Consider the following 20663-nt stretch of genomic DNA (forward strand, 5'->3'; position numbering starts at 1 on the left):
TTTGAAACTATGACAAAAATAGAAAAAATAAGAATAGAAATTCAAACACTAAAAAAGCTACCTACTCTATCGCATTCTGCAATGAAAATATTAAATTTAACAGAAAATGAATCAACCCATCTTGATGAACTTGTAAAAATTATAGAAAATGATCCGCCAATTTTGTCAAAAGTTCTTGGAGTAGCAAATATACTTTATTTAGGATATGGATATAAAATAACTACGGTAAAGGACGCTCTTTTTAAAATTGGATTTAATACTTTAAGAAATATAGCCTTTGGAATTTCTATTTTCAGTCTTTTTAAAAGTTCAGGGCAAAAAGAAATAACTTATAGAAAACTTTTTAAACATTCAATCGCAACAGGAGTAATAAGCAAATTCATATCAGAAAATATACTTGATTATAATGATGAGACAGCCTTTACTTGTGGAATGCTTCATGATATAGGTTTATTTGCCCTTCATTATTTAAATTATGAAGCCTATGTAAAAATAGAAAATCTTGTATTACAGGGGAAAACAATTGCTGAAGCAGAAAATGAAGTTATTGATTTAGATCATTCAATAATAGGAAAGTGGCTTTCTGAATGGTGGGGACTGCCTGAGGAGATTGGAGAAGTAATACTTTATCATCATGAAAATCCAGCAACTTTAGATAATAAATATCGAAAAAATATAGCATTGGTGCATCTTTCCAATTTTATTTCTGAAAGAATAGGATTTGGAATATTTGACGGATTTCAGGAATCTAATTTTTATGAATACGGAATATATAGCATATTTACTTTACCAGAAATCAATGAATTAATAAACTACATAAAAAATGATTTACCCTTTGAGGAGATAAATATAATATGAGAGATTTTTTAGAAAAATTGGGGAATCTTTTAGAAATTGAAAATTATAAGAAACTTCAAACAGAAGAATTAAAAAAAGCAATTTTGCAATCTATGCATAAGAAAGATAAAGTAAGCTATAAATTATTAGATATTTTTGAGGATATGTCTTCAAATTGTGAAATTAATATTAGAATAATTTCACTTATAAACTTACTGATAAACAGAATTTATCAAGAAAAGGATAGAAATATAAAAAGCTTTATTTCTTTTGCCTTAGAAGAAATTGCCCGATTATTACCAATTGAAAACATCTCTTTAATGGAAAAAGATTCTAAAAGGAATTATCTAATTTTAAAATTTGCATCAGGTAAGATAAAAATAAAAGATTTCAGAATTAAAAAATTTCCTATTGAAGATTCTGTATCAGGGCAGGCATTCAAAAGTGGAAAATATATTTATATCCCTGACACTGAGGTTGACCCCAGATTCAATAAAAAATTATCTAACCTGCCTATTAAATCATTACTATCTGTGCCATTAAAAGAAGGAGATAAAGTAATTGGTGTTATGAATTTTTCCCATGCTATAAAAAATGCCTTTAATGAAATGATAATTCATATGCTTGTCAGTTTTACAAATCTATTTTCTTCCATATTGACCCTTTTCAAACTTTATAGGGAAAACCTTCATTTTAATTCTCGGCTAAAAAAGGAAGTTAATAAGAAAACAATAGAAATTCAGCGGATGAATATAAAGCTATATAAAACCTCCATAACTGATCCCTTAACAGGACTTTATAATCGAAGATTTTTCTCCCAGAGATTAGAAGAGGAATTCAATAGATTTTTAAGATACGGAAGTAATTTCTGTCTTGTCATACTTGATTTAGATAAATTGAAATATATAAATGACACCTATGGACACTTAGAGGGTGATAGAATATTAAAGATTTTTGCTAAAATATTGGCTAAAAGAACTCGTAAAGAAGATGTTGTTGCAAGAATAGGAGGAGATGAGTTTGCCTGTATTTTAGTGGGCTCTAATATTGAAGGAGCAAAAATATTTACTGAAAGAATTAAGGAGGATTTAAATAAAAATTATAAAAAAGAAAAACTAACATTTTGTGCAGGTGTTGGATGTTTAAATAAAGGAGAGTATTTTAAATTTTATAAATCCTATAAGGAATTTTTCAAAGAAGTAGATAAAACCCTCCTAAAAGCAAAAAAGATAAAGGATTCTGTAAAAATAATTGAAATTGATAAATAATCTATGCTAAATTTTAAACTTAGAGTCTTTGACTCTTTAAAACACATGCCCTAAAAATTTCCCGATGGTCCTCTTTGAGGTTTAGGGAAAAGGGCAGAGGAAAAACCAATTAAGGAGGCTTTTTATGGCAGTAGTTACAATGAAAGAACTTCTTGAAGCAGGTGCTCACTTTGGTCATCAAGTCAAACGCTGGAATCCCAAAATGAAAAAGTATATTTTTGCTGAAAGAAACGGGATTCACATAATTGACCTGCAAAAGACAGTTAAAGGAATTGAGGAAGCCTATGAATTTATTAAAAGTGTAGCATCTCAGGGAAATGGAATTCTTTTTGTTGGAACAAAAAAACAAGCTCAAGAAGCAATAGCTGAGGAGGCAAAAAGAGCAGGAGTATATTATATTAACAACCGTTGGCTTGGAGGAATGTTAACTAATTTTTCCACAGTTAGAAAAAGTGTTGAAAAATGGCAGAGAATTGAACAGATGAAAGAAGACGGAACTTTATATCTTCACACCAAAAAAGAAATTGCCAAACTTGAAAAAGAAAGACAGAAACTTGAAGTCAATCTAATAGGAATAAAAGATATGATGGAACTACCTAAGGCTATATTTATTGTTGATATAAAGAAAGAAAGGATCGCTGTTGCAGAGGCAATAAAACTTGGAATTCCCATAGTAGCAATTGTTGATACAAACTGTGATCCTGACCTTGTTGATTATGTAATACCTGGTAATGATGATGCTATAAGAGCAATTAAGCTTATAACTTCTAAGATGGCAGATGCTGTTTTAGAGGGCAAAGAAATTCTGATTAAAAAACTTGAGGAAGAGGCTGAAAAAGCAGCAATAAAAGAAAAAATACTCCAGGAAGAGGAGTATCAGAAATCAATGGATGAATACATAGAACAGTAAAAAGGAGGAAATCATATGGCAATATCTGCTCAAATGGTCAAAGAACTTAGAGAAAAGACAGGTGCAGGAATGATGGAGTGTAAAAAAGCCCTTGAAGACTCAGGGGGAGATTTTAATAAAGCAATAGAATATCTTAGACAAAAAGGGCTTGCAACAGCTCAGAAAAAAGCAGGAAGAACTGCAACAGAGGGTATAATAACTTCTTATATTCATATGGATAAAATAGGTGTACTCTTAGAGCTAAACTGTGAAACAGATTTTGTAGCAAGAAATGAAGAGTTTCGTCAGCTTGCAAAGGACATTGCTATGCATATAGCAGCAGCTAATCCTCAATATATAAGCAAAGAAGATATACCTCAGGAAATAATTGAAAAAGAAAAAGAAATATATAAAGCTCAGATTACAGGGAACAAACCTCCACAGGTTATTGAAAAAATTATAGAAGGAAAACTAGAAAAATTCTTTGAAGAGATGTGCTTACTAAACCAACCCTTTATTAGAGAGCCTGAGAAAAAAATTCAGGATTTAATTACTGAAAAACTCGCTAAATTTGGTGAAAACATAGTTATAAGAAGATTTGTTCGTTTTCAGGTAGGACAGAGTGAATAAAAAATTTTATGATAGGATTCTCCTGAAACTAAGTGGAGAAGCCCTTATGGGTGACAGGGGTTATGGAATTGACCCTGATACAGTTAGTTATATGGCTAATGAAGTTAAAAAAGCCTATGAATTAGGAACGCAAATAGCGGTAGTAATAGGAGGAGGTAATATATTTAGAGGAGTTGAGGCAGCAGAACAGGGCATAGAAAGAGCAACAGCAGATTATATGGGAATGCTTGCTACAGTGATAAATGCTCTTGCTCTTCAGAATGCCCTTGAAAAAATAGGAGTAAACACAAGAGTACAATCAGCTATTGAAATGAGAGAGCTCGCTGAGCCATATATAAGAAGAAAGGCAATTAGACATCTTGAAAAGGGTAGAGTTGTTATTTTTGCAGCGGGCACAGGAAATCCTTATTTTACAACTGATACAGCTGCTGCCTTAAGGGCAATTGAAATTGGTGCTAATGTTATACTTAAAGGCACTAAAGTTGATGGAATTTATTCCTCAGATCCTATAAAAGATTCAAAGGCAAAAAAGTTTGATACACTTACTTATATGGATGTGATAAGATATTCATTAAAAGTTATGGATTCTACAGCGATTACGCTATGCATGGATAATAATCTTCCAATAATAGTGTTCAACATTCGTAAAGAAGATAATTTAAAGAAAATTTTGTTAGGTAAAAGAATAGGAAGCATTGTTTTAAGAGAGGTGAAAGATGATGCAGGAGTTCAAGAAGAAAGCTAATGAAAAAATGAATAATGCAGTTGAAGTTTTTAAAAAAGATTTAGCTACTTTTAGAACTGGTAGGGCTTCTCTTTCCATTCTTGATAACATAAGAGTTGATTATTATGGAAGCCTTGTCCCTCTAAATCAGGTTGCTACATTAGGAATTCCTGAACCAAGAACAATTACAATCCAACCTTGGGAACAAAAGATGGTAGGAGAAATAGAAAGGGCTATAATGAAATCAGATCTCGGACTTACACCTATAAATGATGGTAAAACCATAAAAATTAATATTCCTCCCCTTACAGAAGAAAGAAGAAAACAGCTTGTAAAAGTAGTAAGAAAAAGAGCTGAGGAAGCAAGAGTTGCAGTTAGAAATATAAGAAGAGATATTATTGAGGAAATAAAAAAAGCTGAAAAGGATAAAAAATTAAGTGAGGATGACTCAAGAAGAATTCAGGATGAAATTCAAAAGATAACAAATTCTTTCATTGAAAAAATAGATAAAATCCTTGAGCAAAAAGAGAAAGAGATTATGGAGGTCTAAATAAATGAAAATTGATGATGAAAGAAAAGATAGACTAAAAAAAATGCTAAATAAAATGAAAGAACAGATTATACAAGAAGACAGAGAAGAGATGAAAAAGTTTCAAACCGGTGAGAAAAGACAAATTGTCGAAGCTGTTATGGATGATGCAGATTTAAGTGCCATTGATATATCAGAAGACATTAGCTTGAAACAATTAAGTACCCACAGAGACATTTTAAAAAAAATAGAAGAGGCATTGAGAAAACTTGAAGAAGGTACATATGGAATATGTGAGATGTGCGGGGATGAGATTTCTGAGCAAAGACTGAAAATTCTTCCCTTTGCAATTTATTGTAGAGATTGTCAGGAAAAAATAGAAATCTCAGAAAAATTTGAAGGGGAAGAGGGTTAATAAATAATTCTCTCTAAAAAAAGTCCTTGGGGAGGGGCTGTTCTTAATGGATTTGGCCTCTCCCCTTTTTTTATAGCTTTTTTAACAGCCTCTATTGTTAAACCACCTCTTCCTATTTCAATTAAACATCCTACAATATTTCTTGCCATATATTTTAAGAATCCATCTGCTTGTATTCTAAATTTTATAAATGAACCATTTAAATCCATATCCATAAAGGAGAATTTGTTTAAAAATTCTAAATTTATTTGATAAACAGTTCTGACCTTGTCTTTAACATCGGTACTCCCAGAAAAAGATTGAAAATTCATGGTACCAATCAAAATTTCCTTTGCCTGATTCATAATTGATAAATCAAGTTTTATTGGATAATGCCATACATATCTTTTAAGAAAACATGAACAATCCTCATCAATGCAAAGATAATAAATATAGGATTTTTTCTTAACATCATATTGAGGATGAAAATTTTCATCCACCTCTTCTAAATCAACAATTCTAATATCTGGAGGAAGATTAACATTTATAGCTTTTTTTAAAATATCAAGGGAAAATTTTAAATCAAAGCTGAATGTAGCAACCTGTCCGAGGGCATGGACTCCTGCATCTGTTCTTCCTGAACCTCGGATTTTGATATCTGATTTTAGGATTTTTGATAGAACCTCTTCAATGGTTGCCTGAATACTTTTTCCTTTTTTTTGTCTTTGCCAACCGTTGTAATTTGTTCCATCATATTCAATAGTCATTTTAATTTTACCCATAGTTTTAAATTATAACATTTTGATACTTCTTATTCTTTCAGGTTAAAATATTTCATGCAAAAGACAGGTATTGCTGAACTTCCACTCCATAATGGTAAAGCTCCAAGATGGCTCTTCAGCAGAATGAAAGCCCTTGCAGAATCATTTGTAGAAATCATGATTATTGAATTTGGTAAAAAAGAAATTTTGCGAAGAATGTCTGATCCATTCTGGTTTCAGGCTTTTGGGTGTTTGCTTGGATTTGATTGGCATAGTAGCGGACTAACCACAACTGTCACAGCAGCAATTAAAGAAGCTTTGAAGGATAAAAAAAAGGAATTCGGAGTCTTTGTTGCTGGGGGCAAGGCAAATACTGCCTTACAGACTCCTCAGGAAATACTAAATTACGCCGAATCCTTTTGTTTTGATCCAACCCCCTTTATTTATGCAAGTAGACTTTCGGCAAAGGTAGATAATGTAGCAGTTCAGGATGGATTTAATTTATATCATCATACTATCATATTTACCGATGAAGGAGATTGGTGCGTAATACAGCAGGGAATGAATAGTAATCTTTGTGTAGCAAGAAGATATCATTGGTTAAGTTATAATCTTAAAAGCTTTGTTGAAGAACCGCATACTGCTGTATGTTGTGATTTAAAAACAGAGGCTTTGAATTTTACAGCTATTGAATCATCTTCTTTAAGGGAAAAATCTGTATCGCTTTCCTGTGAGAAACCTGAAAAAACTTTAAAAGAGATTAAAAAGGTTAAAGAACTTATTATGCCGAAAAGACATTTTTTAACATTGGAAGATATAACGCCAGAAAATATCTACAAAATTTTAATCAAAACCTATGAAAAACAACCTTGTAATTTTGAGTCATTACTAGAAATTAAAGGGGTAGGAGCAAAAACCCTTAGAGCTTTAGCTTTGACATCGGAACTTCTTTATGGAACACCTATTAGTTTTAAAGACCCTGCCCGTTATAGTTTTGCCCATGGTGGTAAAGATAGAATACCTTATCCTGTCGATAGAAAGCTTTACGATAAGACCGTTGATGTTTTAAGAAAAACAATTGAAGAATCTAAAATAGGCAGAACTGAAAAAATTTTCGCATTAAGGAGATTGAATCAATTTTTTAAGCTGGCGTAAGAACTTTATCTTCAAGTCTTTGAATTCTTATTAAAACATCGTCAATTACTTCTTTTTGAGAAAGAGCTTTTTTTAGTTCTGTTTTGATTGAGGATATTTCGATATAGAGTTGATCAATTCTTTGATTTGTCTCGTCAATTCTTGCACTCAGTTGAGAGTTTAAATTATCAATTCTTGTGCTTAGTTTCCAATCTAAATCATCAATGCGTTTATTAGTATCATCAATGCGTTTGTTAGTATCATCAATGCGTTTGTTAGTATCATCAATAGATTTTCTTATTTGTCTTAATTCATTTTCAATATTAATCTGACGATTTTCCATCGCTGTCATTCTGTTTTCTATTGCTGTCATTCTTGCATTCATTGATTCTATTGCTATCTGAAATCCTGCAAGTTGTCCTGTAACAGTGTTTTTAAAATCTTTAAATTCTTCCTTTATTTCTCCAAGAATTAAATCTCTTATTCTTTCTGCTATTTTTTCCCATTCCATAATGCTCCTCCAATTATTTTAATACTATCAAAAATCATATTAAAATAACAAGATTATCTCTGTGAATAATTTCATCGGAATATTTGTAACCTAAAATTTTATTTATATCAGAGGATTTTTTCCCTTTTATTAACCTGATTTCACAGGAGGAGTAATTAACTAATCCTTTTGCAATTCTTTGACCATTTTCATCAATGCAATAGACTGCATCTCCTATATCAAAATCACCTTCAACTTTCTTTATTCCTGAAGGTAAAAGACTTTTTCCATTTTGTATTAATGCCTTTACAGCACCGCTGTCAATATATAAATTCCCCTTTGACCTTGTTGCATAGGCTATCCAGCCCTTGCGAGAGGTTACTCTGTGACTTATTGCTTCAAAGTAGGTACCAATACTCTTACCTTCTAATACTGCTTTTATATTTCCGTATTTTCTTCCACTTACAATATGAACAGGTACACCAAAGGAAGTTGCTTTTTTTGCAGCAATTACTTTAGAGTACATTCCTCCTGTTCCATATCCTGTTGAAGTTGGTTTTGCAATATTTTCAATCTCCTTTGAAAATTCTTTGACATGCCTGATTATCTTTGCATCTGGGTCTTTTTTAGGATCTGATGTGTAGAGTCCTTCAACATCAGATAGAATTATTAAATGATTAGCCTCGATAAGTCCGGAAACCAAGGCTGCAAGCTGGTCATTATCACCAAATTTTATTTCATCAGTGGCAACAGTATCATTTTCATTTATTATTGGAATCACTTTCATCTCAAGGAGTGTTAGAATCGTATTTTTTGCATTTATATATCTAATCCTGTCACTTAAATCATCTCTTGTAAGAAGAATCTGAGCTATGTGTTTCCCATATTGTAAAAAATACTTTTCATACATCCACATTAAAAGAGGTTGACCTACTGCGGCTGTTGCTTGTTTTTTTCTTATTTCCTTTGGCTTATTTTTTAGTCCGAGTTTTCGAAGCCCTGACGCAATTGCCCCAGATGAAACCATTACAATTTCTATTGAACGATCAGTCAACTCTGATATTTCTTTTGCAAGGAAATGAATTCTTCTCTGATTAATTCGACCAGCTTTGTCTGTTAAAAGATTGCTCCCTATTTTTACTACTACTCTCATTTTTTATTACTCACTTTCTCTGAAAGATATTCTAATAATTTATCGATTCCTTCTTTTTTTACTGCACTTATTGGGAAAAAATCAATCCTTTTTTCTTTACAGTAATCTTTCAGCCTCTTAAGCCTTTTCCCTTCGTAGGCTATATCAATTTTTGTTCCCACAACAGCAAAGGGTTTATTTATAAGTTTAGGGTTATAAAGTTCAAGTTCCTTTTGGATCTTTTCAAAATCCTCTACAGGGTCTGATTGAAGATAATCTGATACATCTACGAGATGGAGAATTAAAGAGGTTCTTTCTACATGTCTTAAAAATTGATGCCCTAATCCAGCACCTTTATGGGCTCCTTCAATTAATCCAGGAATATCGGCAACAACAAAGCTTTGGTAGTCTTTATATTTTACTACACCTAAAACAGGAGTAAGAGTAGTAAAAGGATAATCAGCAATTTTTGGACGAGCAGAACTTATTATTGATATTAAAGTTGATTTTCCAGCATTTGGAAGACCTATGAGTCCAACATCAGCAAGAAGTTTAAGTTCAAGAATTATCCATTTTTCTTCACCTTTTTGTCCTGGTTGAGCATATCTTGGAGCTTGATTTGTAGGAGTTGCAAAATGGGCGTTTCCAAGACCTCCTTTGCCTCCTCTGGCTACTATAAACTCTTTGCCATCTTGATTAAGGTCTATAAGTATTTCTTCTGAATCAGCATCTTTAACAACTGTACCAATAGGAACTTTAATTATAAGGTCTTCACCATCCTTACCTTTCATGTTACTACCTTTTCCGTGTTCACCACGCTTAGCTTTATATGTCTTCTGATACTTGTGATCAAGGAGAGTATGAAGTTCTGAAGAAGCTCTTATTATAACATCACCGCCTTTTCCACCGTCACCACCATCAGGTCCGCCCTTAGGTACATATTTTTCTCTGCGAAAGCTTATACAGCCTCTTCCACCATCGCCTGCTTTTACATATATTTTTACATAGTCAACGAATTTCATATAGAAGAAAGGGGTGGACTTTCCACCCCGCTGATTTTTATTTATTGGGTAGGTTGAGTAACTGGATAAACGCTTACTTTAAGTCTTTCTTTGTCTTTTCTTTCAAATTTAACAACCCCGTCAATTAATGCAAAAAGTGTGTAATCAGAGCCTACACCTACATTGGCTCCGGGATGAAACTTTGTTCCCCTTTGTCTAACCAATATGTTACCTGCTTTAACAAACTGCCCACCAAATCTCTTAACACCCAATCTTTTTGCTTTACTGTCTCTACCATTTCGAGAACTTCCTACTCCTTTTTTATGTGCCATTTTATTCCTCCTTGTTTCTTAAATTTTTTAAACAATTTCCTTAATTTTTACTTTAGTAAAAATTTGTCTGTGTCCCTTTAGTTTGTGAATAGCTTTTTTTGATGGTGGTCTGTAAACAAGAATTTTGTCATCCTTTTTTGTTTCAATTACTTGAGCTTTAACTTTCATCCCCTCAATATAGGGATTACCTACTTTGATGCTTTCTGAAGATTTAAAAAGTAATACTTTCTCAAAAATTACTTCATCTCCTGGATTTAAATTTAGTTTGTCAATTTTTAATATGTCTCCTTCTTTTACTTTAAATTGTTTTCCTTTTGTTTCTATGACTGCGTACATTATAAATCACCTCCGTTATGGAATTACTTTATTAAGTGGATACTCTACAAAACCAGATGCTCCAGCATCTTTAAGTTTTGGTAGAATTTCTCTTACTTTTTTCTCATCTATTATAACCTCTAAGGCATACCAATTTTCATCATAAAGTTGGGATATTGTTGGAGAATGTAAAGAATTAAGTAAGCTCAATACTCTCTTTAGAGATTCTTTAGGAACATTCATTTTAAGCCCCACTTTTTCTTCTGCTAAAAGAGCACCCTTAAGAAGTATTGCGATGTTTTCCATTTTCTTTTTTTTCCAGGGATCTCTCCATGAATTTCTGTTTGAAATAAAACGGGTTGTTGACTCAAGTATAACTTCAATTACACGAAGTTTGTTAGCCCTTAAAGATGTTCCTGTCTCCGTTAAATCTACAATTGCATCGGCAAGATAAGGAGGTTTGACTTCTGTAGCACCCCATGAAAAGTAAACTTCTGCTTTTATTCCCTTATTTTTTAGATATCTCTTGGTGTATCCCACTAATTCTGTAGCAATTCTCTTGCCCTGTAAGTCTTCAATTTTCTTTATAGGAGAGTCTTCTGGAACAGCTATGACCCATCTAACGGGTCTAAACCCCTCTTTTGCATATTTCAACTCAGCAACTTCTACAACATCAACATTTTGTTCAAGTAACCAATCATATCCAGTAAGCCCGCAGTCAAGATAACCTTCTTCTACATATATGGGAATTTCCTGTGCCCGTAAAAGCATACAAGATATTTCTTCATCATCGATTACAGGATAGTAAGACCTGTGTGATACATGTACATTAAAACCTGCTTTTTTAAAAAGTTTCAATGTGGATTCTTGAAGACTTCCCTTTGGTAATCCTAATTTTAAAATCTTTTCTGCCATATTTTTATTAAAACCCCCAATATTTGCTTAGAAATATTATTTTAAAATTATCTTTTATTTTCAGTCAACTAAATTTTAGTTCAATTTTTTTAATTAAAAATAAAAAAAACTCTTGACAATCTTTGTAAAATTTGGTATTGTTTACTTCAAAGTAAAAAATTATTCTTTAAAAGGAGGTCATTATCATGACAAAGGCAGATTTAATCAGCAAGGTAGCAAGTAAAGCGCAGTTAACAAAGGCTGAAGCAGCAAAAGCTCTTGATGCTACAATTGAAGCAATTAAAGAAGCTCTTAAAAAAGGAGATAAGGTTACACTTGTTGGATTTGGAAGCTTTTATGTAACAAAGAGAAAAGCCAGAAAAGGAAGAAATCCAAGAACAGGTCAGGAGATTAAAATTCCTGCAACAAAAGTTCCTAAATTTACAGCAGGTAAATCTTTAAAAGACTCTGTGAAATAATTCTTATTTTTTTAATTAAAAGAGGGGAGGTCTATGCCTCCCCAATTTGTATTAGAAAAATGATTTTAAAGTGACAAAACATTACAATTTATTTTTTAATTTAGCCTTTCCAAATAAAGTACCAACAAAACAACAAATAAAAAATCTTATATTAAAAGTTTCTGATTTGTTTACCAATCTCGAAGCTGAAAGACCCGCTGATTATATGAATTCTAAAGAAGTGCTTACAGGTTATCTTATATACTTTGTACCTGTTAATTTATCGAAAATTTATAATATTTTTAAAGAATTAGCAATGCATAATAAGTTTTTAAAAAAGAATGAATTACGAATAATAGATTTAGGATGCGGACCATCACCTGCAGTAGTTCCCATTTTTGATTTAATAGAGGAGGGAAAATTAAGGATAAATCATATCAGATATGCAGGAATTGATTCAGAAGAAAAGGCTTTAAAAATAGGAGAAAAAATAGTTCAAAAAACTAAACCTGAAAAAGTATCTATTAAAGCTGAATTTATAAAAGGTGATTTACTTGATCTTTCTCTTTATAAAACTTTAAGAGATATCAAGCCCGATATTATTATCTTTTCTAATTCCTTAGGTGAAATTTTTGATAAAAGAGGGATTAACATAGATGAATTTATAAATCTTATTAAACCTTTTACATATAAAAATCCTGATCTTACTTTGATTTTAATTGAACCAGGTACAAAAAAAGCATCAATGAGGCTTCATGGAATAAGAGATAACTTAATAGAAAAACTTAATTTTTATCCCTATAGTCCCTGTCTTAATAATTTGCCTTGTTCAGCGCTTAAGGCAAAAAACTGGTGCTATGAGGAAAGAAAATGGTCTCCTCCTGAATATCTGGTTTTTTTAAGTTCTGTTGGATTACAGATTAATTATCTAAAGTTTAGTTATGTTGTATTGAGAAGAGATAAAGCTAACATTAGTGATATATTCGATACAGATGGTCATATAATAAAAAATACAAGTCATCTTTTAAATGAAAAAGGTAAGGTTAGGTTATGGGCTTGCTGGAATGGAAAACTCATTGATATGGAAAAATTAAAAAGAGATTTGAATGAAGATGATAATTGGCTAAAAATAAAAAAGGGAACCTATTTTTCAGTTGAAGGTGTAATATTTCTTTCAGACAAAAAAGTCAGAATTCCTAAGGATAGTGAAATCAAAATTCTTTATGAACCTTAAAAATTTTTTATAGAGGGCGGAGCCTCCGCCCTCTTAGATTAAAGAATCGGTAAATATCTTTCTAATTCATAGGGGAATATTCTTATACGGTAGTCATCCCATTCCTTTTTCTTGCTTTCAATAAGATTTGTGTATATGTGATCTCCTAAGGTTTCTCTAAGTATTTCACTTTTTTCGGCATATTCAATGGCTTCAATTAAACTTCCTGGAAGATTGTCTATCCCCAAAGCTTTTCTTTCTTCTGGATCAAGATGATAGACATCTTTTTCAATGGGTTCAGGAAGTTTATAATTCTTTTCAACTCCAGTTAATCCAGCATTAAGCATACATGCAAAGGCAAGATAGGGATTACACGCAGGGTCTGGACTTCTTAGTTCAATTCTTGTTGCCTTTTCTTTCCCAGGTTTATAGAGGGGCACTCTTATAAGAGCAGATCTGTTTCTTCTTGCCCAACATATATAGACAGGAGCTTCATAGCCAGGGACTAATCTTTTATAGGAATTAACCCATTGATTTAAAACAAGGGTAATCTCTTTTATATGAGTTAAAAGTCCTGCTATGTAACTTTTTGCAACATCTGATAGATAGTACTTGTCTTTTGGATCAAAGAATGCATTTTTATCACCTTTAAATAATGACTGATGGGTATGCATTCCACTTCCATTTTCCCCAAAAAGGGGTTTTGGCATAAAGGTAGCATAAACTCCGTGCTGTTTTGCAATCTCTTTTACTACAACTCTATAGGTCATTACAATATCAGCCATCTCAAGAGCTTCAGCATATCTTAAATCTATTTCATGTTGAGAAGGTGCAACTTCATGATGGGAATACTCTACCTTAATGCCCATTTGTTCTAAAGCTAAAATAGTGTCTCTTCTAAGGTCTTCTGCAGCATCTAATGGATAATCAAAATATCCACCTTCATCAAGAGTCTCTGTGCCTTTATCGTTTTTGAAATAGAAAAACTCAAGTTCTGGTCCGAGATAGAAGGTATACCCTTTTTTAGAAGCCTTTTCAAGATTTAGCTTGAGTATGTATCTTGGATCTCCTTTGTATGGAGTTCCATCAGGCTCATAGATATCACAAAACATTCTTGCAACAGGGCTTTCTTTTGGCCTCCAAGGAAGTATTGCAAAGGTAGTTGGGTCAGGTCTTGCAATCATATCTGATTCATCAATTCTTGCAAATCCATGAATTGAAGAACCATCAAAACCCATACCTTCTGAAAAGGCTACTTCAAGTTCTTCCACCGGCACGGCAAAACTTTTTAACTGTCCGAGAATATCAGTAAACCAGAGTCTTACAAATTTAACATTGTAATCCTTTACAAGTTGCATAACATCCTTTTGATCCCTTGGTTTTGAGTAAGTCATAAAATCCTCCTGCATTCATATTTACTGAGGCAAAGCCTCTTTATATAAAACTCCGTAAGTTTTTAAGTTTCAAAAATAGTTAAACATATTTTTATAAAACTTTTCCAATAGATTTAAGAAATTTTAAACGGCTAACGGTTGCCATATAGACATTATATTGGAAAGAAATTTTTTTGTCAATATAAGAGAAAAATTCTTATATGAAAAATGAATAATAAAATGGTAAAATTTGACAGTTTTCAAAGATTGATTAGAGAATTGTCAGAATAAAAATTTTTTGAACAAATTTGAGCCTAAGCATTACTTAATAAAAAATTAATATTTCAATTAAGTGAAAAATAAAAAAAGAGGAGGTGAATATTGAAAAGGATACTTTTTATTTTAATTATGCTGTTCTTTTTCACAGTTTTTATTACTGCAGACATCTATGGGCAAACACCGATTAACAAGTCACCACTGAATAATGCACCACCTAAGGTTAATGAAAACATTCCAAAGGAAAAACCTAAACCAACTGTTAAGAGCAGGGAATTCAGAAACATTAACTTAACAGCCACCCAGATTTCAAAGAGCAGAGAATTCAGAAACATTAACTTAACAGCCACCCAGATTTCAAAGAGCAGAGAATTCAGAAACATTAACTTAACAGCCATCCAGATTTCAAAGAGCAGGGAATTCAGAAACATTAACTTAACAGCCACCCAGATTTCAAAGAGCAGGGAATTCAGAAACATTGATTTTATTGTTACCCCCTTTAGATGAAGAGCAAAAAGTTTTGAGATATTGAATTTATAGAAGTAAGAATTTTTGATCTACAAAAAGTAAAAAATGAAAAGCAAAAACAAGGAGGAAAAATGAAAGTAAAATTTAGTATTTCTTTAACCCTATTGGTAATTATTGCCTTAGTAGTATTCTCAGTAAGCTTTGTATTAGCCCATGACCCTTCACTTACTAATCATCCAGGATTAAGTCATATTCATGTTAAAGGAAAAATAACTGCACCAGATGGTTCTCCTGCTCGTCTTCCCAGTGGTGCAATGATTGGTGGTAAGTCAGGTGAAGTATTTGATCTGATAGCTATTGAATGTCATGCTAATCCGAACGAAGTTGTTACCTCTCCGATTAATCCTAATACTGGAGAGTATGAAATTATTTTTTATTTCAAAAACCATACCGAAAGATGTCGTGAAGAGTTTGACGTAAGACCCATGTGGCCAGAAAGAATGAGATTTATAAATGCTCCGGGTTATGAGTTAAAGAGGGCAGCAAGATAGTAAGTAATTAACTCTTATATCGGATTGCTAAAAACATCAGAGGAAGGATTTAGCCTTCCTCTGATATTTTAATTTATAGACTTTTAAAGATCTTTTTTGAAATAATGTTTCTTTATTTCTTCTACTGCCTGTTCCTTTGTAGAAATTTTACCTGCTAATATAAGGATTTCTATTCTTTGTAATATCTCCCCTATTAGAGGAGATGGTTCAAATCCAAGATTAATAAGATCATCACCCTTTATTAGCGGGAGTTTTTTCTTGTTTCTTAAATAAACCTTTTTATAAAAGTCCTCAATCTCTTCATAGAACCATTTTCTTGAAGTACCAAGAGGATCTTTGCTCATTCCGTATATCAGGGCAGGTTGTAGAATATGCTCAAAATCTTTGATAAATCTAACTTTGTCAAGCAAAGTTTCAATTTTTTTTATTCTTGTGCCAGCTTTAATTAAAGCTTCGCAAAATTTTTGTTCTTTCCTCGAAGGTTTAATATTTTTTAATAAATCTGAGGAATGAAAATCAAACAAAGTTACAAATTTAAAACAGTTTAAATGTTTTATCTCTCTTTTTGAATTAATTAACAGTTCTTCTGCTATCTTTAAAGCTTCTATATGAGGTTTTAACGGCAGATAATCTGAAGTTTTGAATATACTTCTAAAGATATCATCTTCTATGATTAATTTTACGGTTTTATAGCTTCTTTCAACAGAAAAAATCTTCCAGAGTTCTTCCTTTACTCTTTCTTTTGCTGTAATTTTCATTAAAGGGGCATATTTTTTTAAAGCCTCCCTTGTTTTTTCTTCAATTTCGAATTCTAATGTAGCATGAAATCTATAAGCTCTCAGTACTCTGAGTGGGTCTGTCTTAAGATTTTCTTCATTTACCATCCTTATTATTTTATTTTTTATATCTCTCATTCCCTCAAAGGGATCAATAATTTTATCCATAGATAAGGGAACAGCCATTGCATTTATAGTGAAGTCTCTCTCACTTAAATCAGTTTCAATTGAATCTCCTCTTAATTGAGAAAAATCTATAGTTACATTGTCTTTTACAACTCTACCAATTGAAAAATTTTCATCAAGTAAAACAAAACTTCCTCCAACTGTTTTTGAAAACTCCCTTGCAAGTTCAATAGTCTCAGCATTAATTGCAAAATCTAAATCTTTTATTTCTTTTTTAAGAAGTAAATCTCTAATCGTCCCTCCGACCAGATAGGAATTATGAAAGAGTTTTTTTGATATTAAAAAATTTGAAACTTCTTTGAAATAGGGATTTTCTTTAAATTTATCAAACATGTCTCACCTCGAATTTATAATAAAAGTTACAGGTCCTTCATTGATAAGGCAGACATGCATAAATTTTCTGAATATTCCCTCTTTTACTGGAACTCCTTTTTCTTTTAAAGATTCAATAAATTCTACATATATTTTTTCTGCTTCCTCTGGAGGCATTGCTTTATCAAAGGAAGGTCTGTTTCCTCGACTACAGTCTCCCGCAAGAGTAAATTCTGATACAATTAGTATTTCTCCATTTACATCTACAACTGAAAGATTCATTTTTCCACGGGAGTCTTCAAAAATTCTCAAGTTTATAATTTTTTTAACAATATAATCTATGTCCTTTTTATTATCTCCTCTCTCAATTCCTAAAAATACAACAATACCTTTTTTAATTTCTGATATAATTTTGCCATTAACTTTTACATCTGCTTTACTTACTCTTTGGATTAATGCTATCATTTATGCTAATATATCATACAATGTTTGAGGAAGTCTCTACAATATTAGTGGTTGACGATGAAGAGGTTAATCTTGAATTAATCAGTGCAATTTTTTCAAATGTACCCAACATCATTGTCCTTACAGCCTCAGATGGATTAGAAGCAATGGAAATTCTTAAAAAACAGAGTCCTGATGTTATTGTGCTTGATATTAGAATGCCAAAAATGTCAGGTATGGAAGTTTTAGAGTACTTAAAATCTGACCCTCAGACTTCTCTGATTCCTGTAATTATTCTGTCAGGTGATGAAAATGAAAGAAAAAGAGCTTTGAACATGGGTGCTTCAGATTTTATTGGGAAACCCTTTGATTCCGAAGAACTTAAATTAAGAATTATGAATAATCTCAAAGTAAAAAAATACAATGATTTAATTAAAGACATAAATGAGGTCCTTCAAAAAGAGGTAATGAAAAAGACTCAGGAATTAAGAATAGCTTTAGAACTTGCAAGGGAAGCTGAATATGAAATGGTTATTAAGTTTGGTATGATTTCTGAATTTAGAGATGAAGAAACAGGCGCCCATATTAAAAGAATAAGTTTCTATGCTCAGCTATTAGGAAAGTTATATGGATTGTCTGAGGAAGAGCAAGCCCTTCTTCTTTATGCTGCTCCTTTACATGATGTAGGTAAAATAGGGATACCAGATAATATTTTAAAAAAACCTGGTCCTCTTACACCAGAAGAGTTTGAAATAATAAAACTTCACACAACTATTGGAGCAAAAATTTTAGAATCCGACCCAAGATTTTTAACTTTAAAAGCTGGGAGAATAATAGCAGAACAGCATCATGAAAAATGGGATGGGACAGGATATCCTTATGGACTTAAAGGAAAGGATATTCATCTTTATGCAAGAATTGTTGCAATATGTGATGTTTTTGATGCAATGACCTCAGATAGAGTATATAGACCTGCCTTCAGTGTTGAATCTACTTTAAATATCATGAAAAATGGCAGAGGTACTCATTTTGATCCTGATATTTTTGATCTTTTCATAAATAATATTTCAGATTTCATAAAGATTAAGGAAACATTTAAAGATTAACTAATAAATTATCTATAAGTCTTGTGTCTCCAATTTTAACTGCAATAGCAATTAAACAGACATCTTTCAATTCTTTTAATTCATTAAGAGTAAAGGGATCGAAAACCCCAGCATACTGAATTTCTTTTATAAGAGGTTCTTTTTTCAAAAGATTTTGAATTCTCTCGGAAACCTCTAATGGATTAATTTTTGCTTTTAAAAGTTTTTCTCCCTCTTTTAGACATTTATATATAACTGTGGCAGATTTTCTTTCAATTTCATTCAAATAACTGTTTCTTGAACTCATTGCTAATCCATCCTGATCCCTTATAGTAGGACATACTATGATTTCCACATCAATGTTTAAATCTTCTACCATTTTTTTTATAATTAAAGTTTGTTGATAGTCTTTTTGACCGAAATAGGCTCTATTTGGATTTACTATGTTGAAAAGTTTACAAACAATGGTTGCAACTCCACGAAAATGACCCGGTCTGAACTTCCCACATAATTTATCACTTAGATTTTCAACATTAATATAGGTACTGTAACCATTAGGATATAAAGAATTAACATCAGGTAAAAATAAATAGTCTATTTCTATATTTTTTAGTTTTTCGCAGTCTTTATCAATATCACGAGGATATTTTTCATAATCTTCACCAGGAGCAAACTGGATAGGATTTACAAAAATACTTACTACAGTAATATCATTTTCTTCCTTTGCCCTTTTTATTAAAGACAAATGTCCTTCATGGAGAGCTCCCATTGTAGGAACAAAACCAATAGTCTTGCTTTTTATTTTTAAATTTTTGGTTATCTCTCTCATCATTTTAGGTACTCTTATTATTTCCATCCCTTCGTCTCCCTATAAATTAGTTTTTTGAAAGAAATTATTTTATGATATATTTATTTTATGTTTTTTCTCAAAAAATTAGCCACTTCACTTATTTTGCCTCCTGGGTTTTTTATAGTTATATTTCTTATGATTTTTATTTTAGTGAAAAAGCATAAATTATTGCGTTTTATATCAATTTTTATGGCTTTTTTTATTTATTCAATTTCAATTGAACCAGTAAAAGATTTTTTAATTACACCTTTAGAAAAATTCTATTTTCAACCTTCGGAATTAAAAGGTGATGTAATTATTATTCTTGGAGGAGGTGTTTACAATTCTGGCTCTTTAAAAGAGGATACTGTTAATCGCCTGTTAGAAGGGTATATGTTGTATAAGAAAATAAAAACTCCCATAATTCTTTCAGGAGGGAATACAGAAGGTAAAACAGGTGAAGTTAAGATAATGGCAAGGATTTTAAAGGAATTGGGAGTTAATGAAAAATTCATAATAGAAGAGAGCAAAAGCAGAGATACATCAGAAAATGCTAAGTATGTAGCTAAAATTTGTAAGGAAAAAGATTTCAGAAAAATTATACTTGTTACTTCTGGCTATCATATGAAAAGGGCAGTTATATTTTTTAATGATAAAGGATTTGAGGTGGTGCCATATCCAGTTGATTTTAAAAGAGATGGACACTATACAGTATACAGTTTTTTACCTAAATTTAGTTCCTTTGTAAATTCAGCAAAGGCAATAAGAGAATATATTGCCCTTTTAATTTTGCTGATATAATTGTTAGATTAAAAAGATGAAAAATATTGACAAATTTTAGTGATTTAAAATTTGACAAAGTAAGAGATTTTAAGGTAATTTATAATTTTAAGTCTAACTGATAAATTAATTTGAGGTGGGGTATAAAAATGAAAACAGTCTTTGTTAAAAAAGAAGATGTAAACAGAAAGTGGTGGATTTTAGATGCTAAGGGCCAGACTCTTGGAAGGTTTGCTTCAAGAATTGCAAAAATATTAATGGGTAAAAACAAACCCAACTATACTCCAAACGTAGATAATGGAGATTTTGTTGTGGTTGTGAATGCTGAAAAAATTAGAGTAACAGGGAAAAAATTAAATCAAAAAGTTTATTATCATCACACTGGTTATATCGGCAATCTAAAGGCAGAAACTCTTAAAGAAAGATTAGAAAAAAAACCAGAGGAAGTTATTGTTGATGCTGTGTGGGGAATGCTTCCCAAGACAAGATTAGGAAGAAAGATGATAAAAAAATTAAAAGTTTACAGAGGTTCAGATCATCCTCACATTGCACAGAAACCTGAACCTCTTAAAATAAATTAAA

At 31.6% G+C, this 20663-nt stretch carries 26 protein-coding genes; 15 read left to right on the forward strand and 11 right to left on the reverse strand.

The annotated features are described in order from the left end of the window. Positions 1 to 9 precede the first annotated feature (9 nt). The 7 genes from QI155_RS01215 to QI155_RS01245 all read left to right on the forward strand — a co-directional run bounded on the left by QI155_RS01215 (position 10) and on the right by QI155_RS01245 (position 5292). Positions 10 to 858, forward strand: coding sequence for an HDOD domain-containing protein (locus tag QI155_RS01215; RefSeq protein WP_281320962.1), 849 nt, complete (start codon positions 10 to 12; stop codon positions 856 to 858). Further along, positions 855 to 2105, forward strand: a complete 1251-nt coding sequence (locus tag QI155_RS01220; RefSeq protein WP_281320963.1) for a sensor domain-containing diguanylate cyclase — start codon at positions 855 to 857, stop codon at positions 2103 to 2105. The genes QI155_RS01215 and QI155_RS01220 overlap by 4 nt, the downstream gene beginning before the upstream one ends. A gap of 124 nt (positions 2106 to 2229) precedes the next feature. Then, complete coding sequence (gene rpsB, locus QI155_RS01225; RefSeq protein ID WP_068859029.1) at positions 2230 to 3015, forward strand: 30S ribosomal protein S2; 786 nt, start codon at positions 2230 to 2232, stop codon at positions 3013 to 3015. A gap of 15 nt (positions 3016 to 3030) precedes the next feature. After that, positions 3031 to 3624: a translation elongation factor Ts gene (tsf, locus tag QI155_RS01230; protein ID WP_281320964.1), complete on the forward strand. Its 594-nt coding sequence runs from the start codon at positions 3031 to 3033 to the stop codon at positions 3622 to 3624. After that, positions 3617 to 4369, forward strand: a complete 753-nt coding sequence (gene pyrH / locus QI155_RS01235; RefSeq protein ID WP_083200028.1) for a UMP kinase — start codon at positions 3617 to 3619, stop codon at positions 4367 to 4369. The genes tsf and pyrH overlap by 8 nt, the downstream gene beginning before the upstream one ends. Positions 4370 to 4376: 7 nt before the next feature. Further along, the gene (gene frr, locus QI155_RS01240; protein ID WP_348650822.1) at positions 4377 to 4898 is read left to right on the forward strand and encodes a ribosome recycling factor; all 522 of its coding nucleotides are present in this window, start codon (positions 4377 to 4379) and stop codon (positions 4896 to 4898) included. 4 nt (positions 4899 to 4902) lie between these two features. Further along, positions 4903 to 5292: a TraR/DksA C4-type zinc finger protein gene (locus QI155_RS01245; protein ID WP_281320966.1), complete on the forward strand. Its 390-nt coding sequence runs from the start codon at positions 4903 to 4905 to the stop codon at positions 5290 to 5292. Here QI155_RS01245 and truA read toward each other — a convergent pair. Next, positions 5289 to 6053, reverse strand: coding sequence for a tRNA pseudouridine(38-40) synthase TruA (gene truA / locus QI155_RS01250; protein ID WP_068859040.1), 765 nt, complete (start codon positions 6051 to 6053; stop codon positions 5289 to 5291). The genes QI155_RS01245 and truA overlap by 4 nt on opposite strands. A 54-nt stretch (positions 6054 to 6107) precedes the next feature. On the opposite strand from truA, the gene QI155_RS01255 reads away from it, so the two are divergent. Continuing rightward, a complete protein-coding gene (locus tag QI155_RS01255; RefSeq protein WP_068859043.1) occupies positions 6108 to 7187 on the forward strand; it encodes a DUF763 domain-containing protein in 1080 nt (359 codons plus the stop codon). On the opposite strand, the gene QI155_RS01260 is transcribed toward QI155_RS01255, so the two are convergent. From QI155_RS01260 to hisG, 6 genes are read right to left on the reverse strand one after another with little or no spacing between them, the layout of a single operon-like run. After that, the gene (locus QI155_RS01260) at positions 7174 to 7677 is read right to left on the reverse strand and encodes a hypothetical protein (protein ID WP_068859046.1); all 504 of its coding nucleotides are present in this window, start codon (positions 7675 to 7677) and stop codon (positions 7174 to 7176) included. The genes QI155_RS01255 and QI155_RS01260 overlap by 14 nt on opposite strands. Before the next feature lie 34 nt (positions 7678 to 7711). Beyond that, positions 7712 to 8809, reverse strand: a complete 1098-nt coding sequence (gene proB, locus QI155_RS01265; RefSeq protein WP_068859049.1) for a glutamate 5-kinase — start codon at positions 8807 to 8809, stop codon at positions 7712 to 7714. Beyond that, positions 8806 to 9810 (reverse strand): GTPase ObgE, encoded by a 1005-nt coding sequence (obgE, locus tag QI155_RS01270; RefSeq protein WP_068859052.1) that lies wholly within the window; start codon positions 9808 to 9810, stop codon positions 8806 to 8808. The genes proB and obgE overlap by 4 nt, the downstream gene beginning before the upstream one ends. Positions 9811 to 9851: 41 nt before the next feature. Beyond that, positions 9852 to 10121, reverse strand: coding sequence for a 50S ribosomal protein L27 (gene rpmA / locus QI155_RS01275; protein ID WP_068859054.1), 270 nt, complete (start codon positions 10119 to 10121; stop codon positions 9852 to 9854). A 27-nt stretch (positions 10122 to 10148) separates the two neighbouring features. Then, positions 10149 to 10457, reverse strand: coding sequence for a 50S ribosomal protein L21 (gene rplU / locus QI155_RS01280; RefSeq protein ID WP_068859057.1), 309 nt, complete (start codon positions 10455 to 10457; stop codon positions 10149 to 10151). A 15-nt stretch (positions 10458 to 10472) separates the two neighbouring features. Next, entirely contained in the window at positions 10473 to 11351 is an 879-nt protein-coding gene (gene hisG, locus QI155_RS01285; protein WP_068859061.1) for an ATP phosphoribosyltransferase, read from the reverse strand. 185 nt (positions 11352 to 11536) lie between these two features. On the opposite strand from hisG, the gene QI155_RS01290 reads away from it, so the two are divergent. Together QI155_RS01290 and QI155_RS01295 are read left to right on the forward strand one after the other, a co-directional pair. Next, a complete protein-coding gene (locus QI155_RS01290) occupies positions 11537 to 11809 on the forward strand; it encodes an HU family DNA-binding protein (protein ID WP_068859064.1) in 273 nt (90 codons plus the stop codon). Between the two features lie 70 nt (positions 11810 to 11879). Continuing rightward, complete coding sequence (locus tag QI155_RS01295) at positions 11880 to 13022, forward strand: small ribosomal subunit Rsm22 family protein (RefSeq protein WP_068859067.1); 1143 nt, start codon at positions 11880 to 11882, stop codon at positions 13020 to 13022. A gap of 38 nt (positions 13023 to 13060) precedes the next feature. Here QI155_RS01295 and glnA read toward each other — a convergent pair whose 3' ends face one another. Further along, the gene (gene glnA, locus QI155_RS01300; protein ID WP_068859069.1) at positions 13061 to 14395 is read right to left on the reverse strand and encodes a type I glutamate--ammonia ligase; all 1335 of its coding nucleotides are present in this window, start codon (positions 14393 to 14395) and stop codon (positions 13061 to 13063) included. 360 nt (positions 14396 to 14755) lie between these two features. Here glnA and QI155_RS01305 point away from each other — a divergent pair, with 360 nt between their 5' ends. Then, positions 14756 to 15157, forward strand: coding sequence for a hypothetical protein (locus QI155_RS01305; protein WP_068859074.1), 402 nt, complete (start codon positions 14756 to 14758; stop codon positions 15155 to 15157). A 92-nt stretch (positions 15158 to 15249) separates the two neighbouring features. Then, positions 15250 to 15669, forward strand: coding sequence for a hypothetical protein (locus QI155_RS01310; RefSeq protein WP_068859077.1), 420 nt, complete (start codon positions 15250 to 15252; stop codon positions 15667 to 15669). Positions 15670 to 15752: 83 nt separating this feature from the next. On the opposite strand, the gene QI155_RS01315 is transcribed toward QI155_RS01310, so the two are convergent. Together QI155_RS01315 and dtd are read right to left on the reverse strand one after the other, a co-directional pair. After that, complete coding sequence (locus tag QI155_RS01315; protein WP_068859080.1) at positions 15753 to 16964, reverse strand: CCA tRNA nucleotidyltransferase; 1212 nt, start codon at positions 16962 to 16964, stop codon at positions 15753 to 15755. Between the two features lie 3 nt (positions 16965 to 16967). Then, entirely contained in the window at positions 16968 to 17408 is a 441-nt protein-coding gene (gene dtd / locus QI155_RS01320; RefSeq protein ID WP_068859083.1) for a D-aminoacyl-tRNA deacylase, read from the reverse strand. Positions 17409 to 17410: 2 nt separating this feature from the next. Here dtd and QI155_RS01325 point away from each other — a divergent pair, with 2 nt between their 5' ends. Further along, positions 17411 to 18493 (forward strand): HD domain-containing phosphohydrolase, encoded by a 1083-nt coding sequence (locus QI155_RS01325; protein WP_254045431.1) that lies wholly within the window; start codon positions 17411 to 17413, stop codon positions 18491 to 18493. Here the strand turns inward: QI155_RS01325 and panC are convergent. Next, complete coding sequence (gene panC, locus QI155_RS01330; RefSeq protein ID WP_068859088.1) at positions 18483 to 19328, reverse strand: pantoate--beta-alanine ligase; 846 nt, start codon at positions 19326 to 19328, stop codon at positions 18483 to 18485. The two genes, QI155_RS01325 and panC, sit on opposite strands and share 11 nt — an antisense overlap. A gap of 183 nt (positions 19329 to 19511) precedes the next feature. Between panC and QI155_RS01335 the strand changes: the two genes are divergently transcribed. Next, complete coding sequence (locus tag QI155_RS01335; protein ID WP_281320967.1) at positions 19512 to 20102, forward strand: YdcF family protein; 591 nt, start codon at positions 19512 to 19514, stop codon at positions 20100 to 20102. A gap of 128 nt (positions 20103 to 20230) precedes the next feature. After that, a complete protein-coding gene (gene rplM / locus QI155_RS01340) occupies positions 20231 to 20662 on the forward strand; it encodes a 50S ribosomal protein L13 (protein ID WP_068859091.1) in 432 nt (143 codons plus the stop codon). Position 20663 lies beyond the last annotated feature (1 nt).

Source organism: Thermodesulfovibrio sp. 1176 (assembly GCF_029946585.1).
Lineage (GTDB): Bacteria > Nitrospirota > Thermodesulfovibrionia > Thermodesulfovibrionales > Thermodesulfovibrionaceae > Thermodesulfovibrio.

Excerpts from the sequence above, each read along its gene's own strand:
- QI155_RS01215 (WP_281320962.1), top strand. The coding sequence starts at position 10 with ATGACAAAAATAGAAAAAATAAGAATAGAAATTCAAACACTAAAAAAG.
- hisG (WP_068859061.1), bottom strand. The coding sequence starts at position 11,351 with ATGGCAGAAAAGATTTTAAAATTAGGATTACCAAAGGGAAGTCTTCAA.
- QI155_RS01290 (WP_068859064.1), top strand. The coding sequence starts at position 11,537 with ATGACAAAGGCAGATTTAATCAGCAAGGTAGCAAGTAAAGCGCAGTTA.
- QI155_RS01335 (WP_281320967.1), top strand. The coding sequence starts at position 19,512 with ATGGCTTTTTTTATTTATTCAATTTCAATTGAACCAGTAAAAGATTTT.
- obgE (WP_068859052.1), bottom strand. The coding sequence starts at position 9,810 with ATGAAATTCGTTGACTATGTAAAAATATATGTAAAAGCAGGCGATGGT.
- dtd (WP_068859083.1), bottom strand. The coding sequence starts at position 17,408 with ATGATAGCATTAATCCAAAGAGTAAGTAAAGCAGATGTAAAAGTTAAT.
- QI155_RS01325 (WP_254045431.1), top strand. The coding sequence starts at position 17,411 with ATGCTAATATATCATACAATGTTTGAGGAAGTCTCTACAATATTAGTG.
- proB (WP_068859049.1), bottom strand. The coding sequence starts at position 8,809 with ATGAGAGTAGTAGTAAAAATAGGGAGCAATCTTTTAACAGACAAAGCT.
- QI155_RS01245 (WP_281320966.1), top strand. The coding sequence starts at position 4,903 with ATGAAAATTGATGATGAAAGAAAAGATAGACTAAAAAAAATGCTAAAT.
- QI155_RS01310 (WP_068859077.1), top strand. The coding sequence starts at position 15,250 with ATGAAAGTAAAATTTAGTATTTCTTTAACCCTATTGGTAATTATTGCC.
- tsf (WP_281320964.1), top strand. The coding sequence starts at position 3,031 with ATGGCAATATCTGCTCAAATGGTCAAAGAACTTAGAGAAAAGACAGGT.
- rpmA (WP_068859054.1), bottom strand. The coding sequence starts at position 10,121 with ATGGCACATAAAAAAGGAGTAGGAAGTTCTCGAAATGGTAGAGACAGT.
- truA (WP_068859040.1), bottom strand. The coding sequence starts at position 6,053 with ATGGGTAAAATTAAAATGACTATTGAATATGATGGAACAAATTACAAC.
- panC (WP_068859088.1), bottom strand. The coding sequence starts at position 19,328 with ATGGAAATAATAAGAGTACCTAAAATGATGAGAGAGATAACCAAAAAT.
- rpsB (WP_068859029.1), top strand. The coding sequence starts at position 2,230 with ATGGCAGTAGTTACAATGAAAGAACTTCTTGAAGCAGGTGCTCACTTT.
- QI155_RS01220 (WP_281320963.1), top strand. The coding sequence starts at position 855 with ATGAGAGATTTTTTAGAAAAATTGGGGAATCTTTTAGAAATTGAAAAT.
- frr (WP_348650822.1), top strand. The coding sequence starts at position 4,377 with ATGAATAATGCAGTTGAAGTTTTTAAAAAAGATTTAGCTACTTTTAGA.
- QI155_RS01260 (WP_068859046.1), bottom strand. The coding sequence starts at position 7,677 with ATGGAATGGGAAAAAATAGCAGAAAGAATAAGAGATTTAATTCTTGGA.
- QI155_RS01255 (WP_068859043.1), top strand. The coding sequence starts at position 6,108 with ATGCAAAAGACAGGTATTGCTGAACTTCCACTCCATAATGGTAAAGCT.
- QI155_RS01315 (WP_068859080.1), bottom strand. The coding sequence starts at position 16,964 with ATGTTTGATAAATTTAAAGAAAATCCCTATTTCAAAGAAGTTTCAAAT.
- rplM (WP_068859091.1), top strand. The coding sequence starts at position 20,231 with ATGAAAACAGTCTTTGTTAAAAAAGAAGATGTAAACAGAAAGTGGTGG.
- rplU (WP_068859057.1), bottom strand. The coding sequence starts at position 10,457 with ATGTACGCAGTCATAGAAACAAAAGGAAAACAATTTAAAGTAAAAGAA.
- glnA (WP_068859069.1), bottom strand. The coding sequence starts at position 14,395 with ATGACTTACTCAAAACCAAGGGATCAAAAGGATGTTATGCAACTTGTA.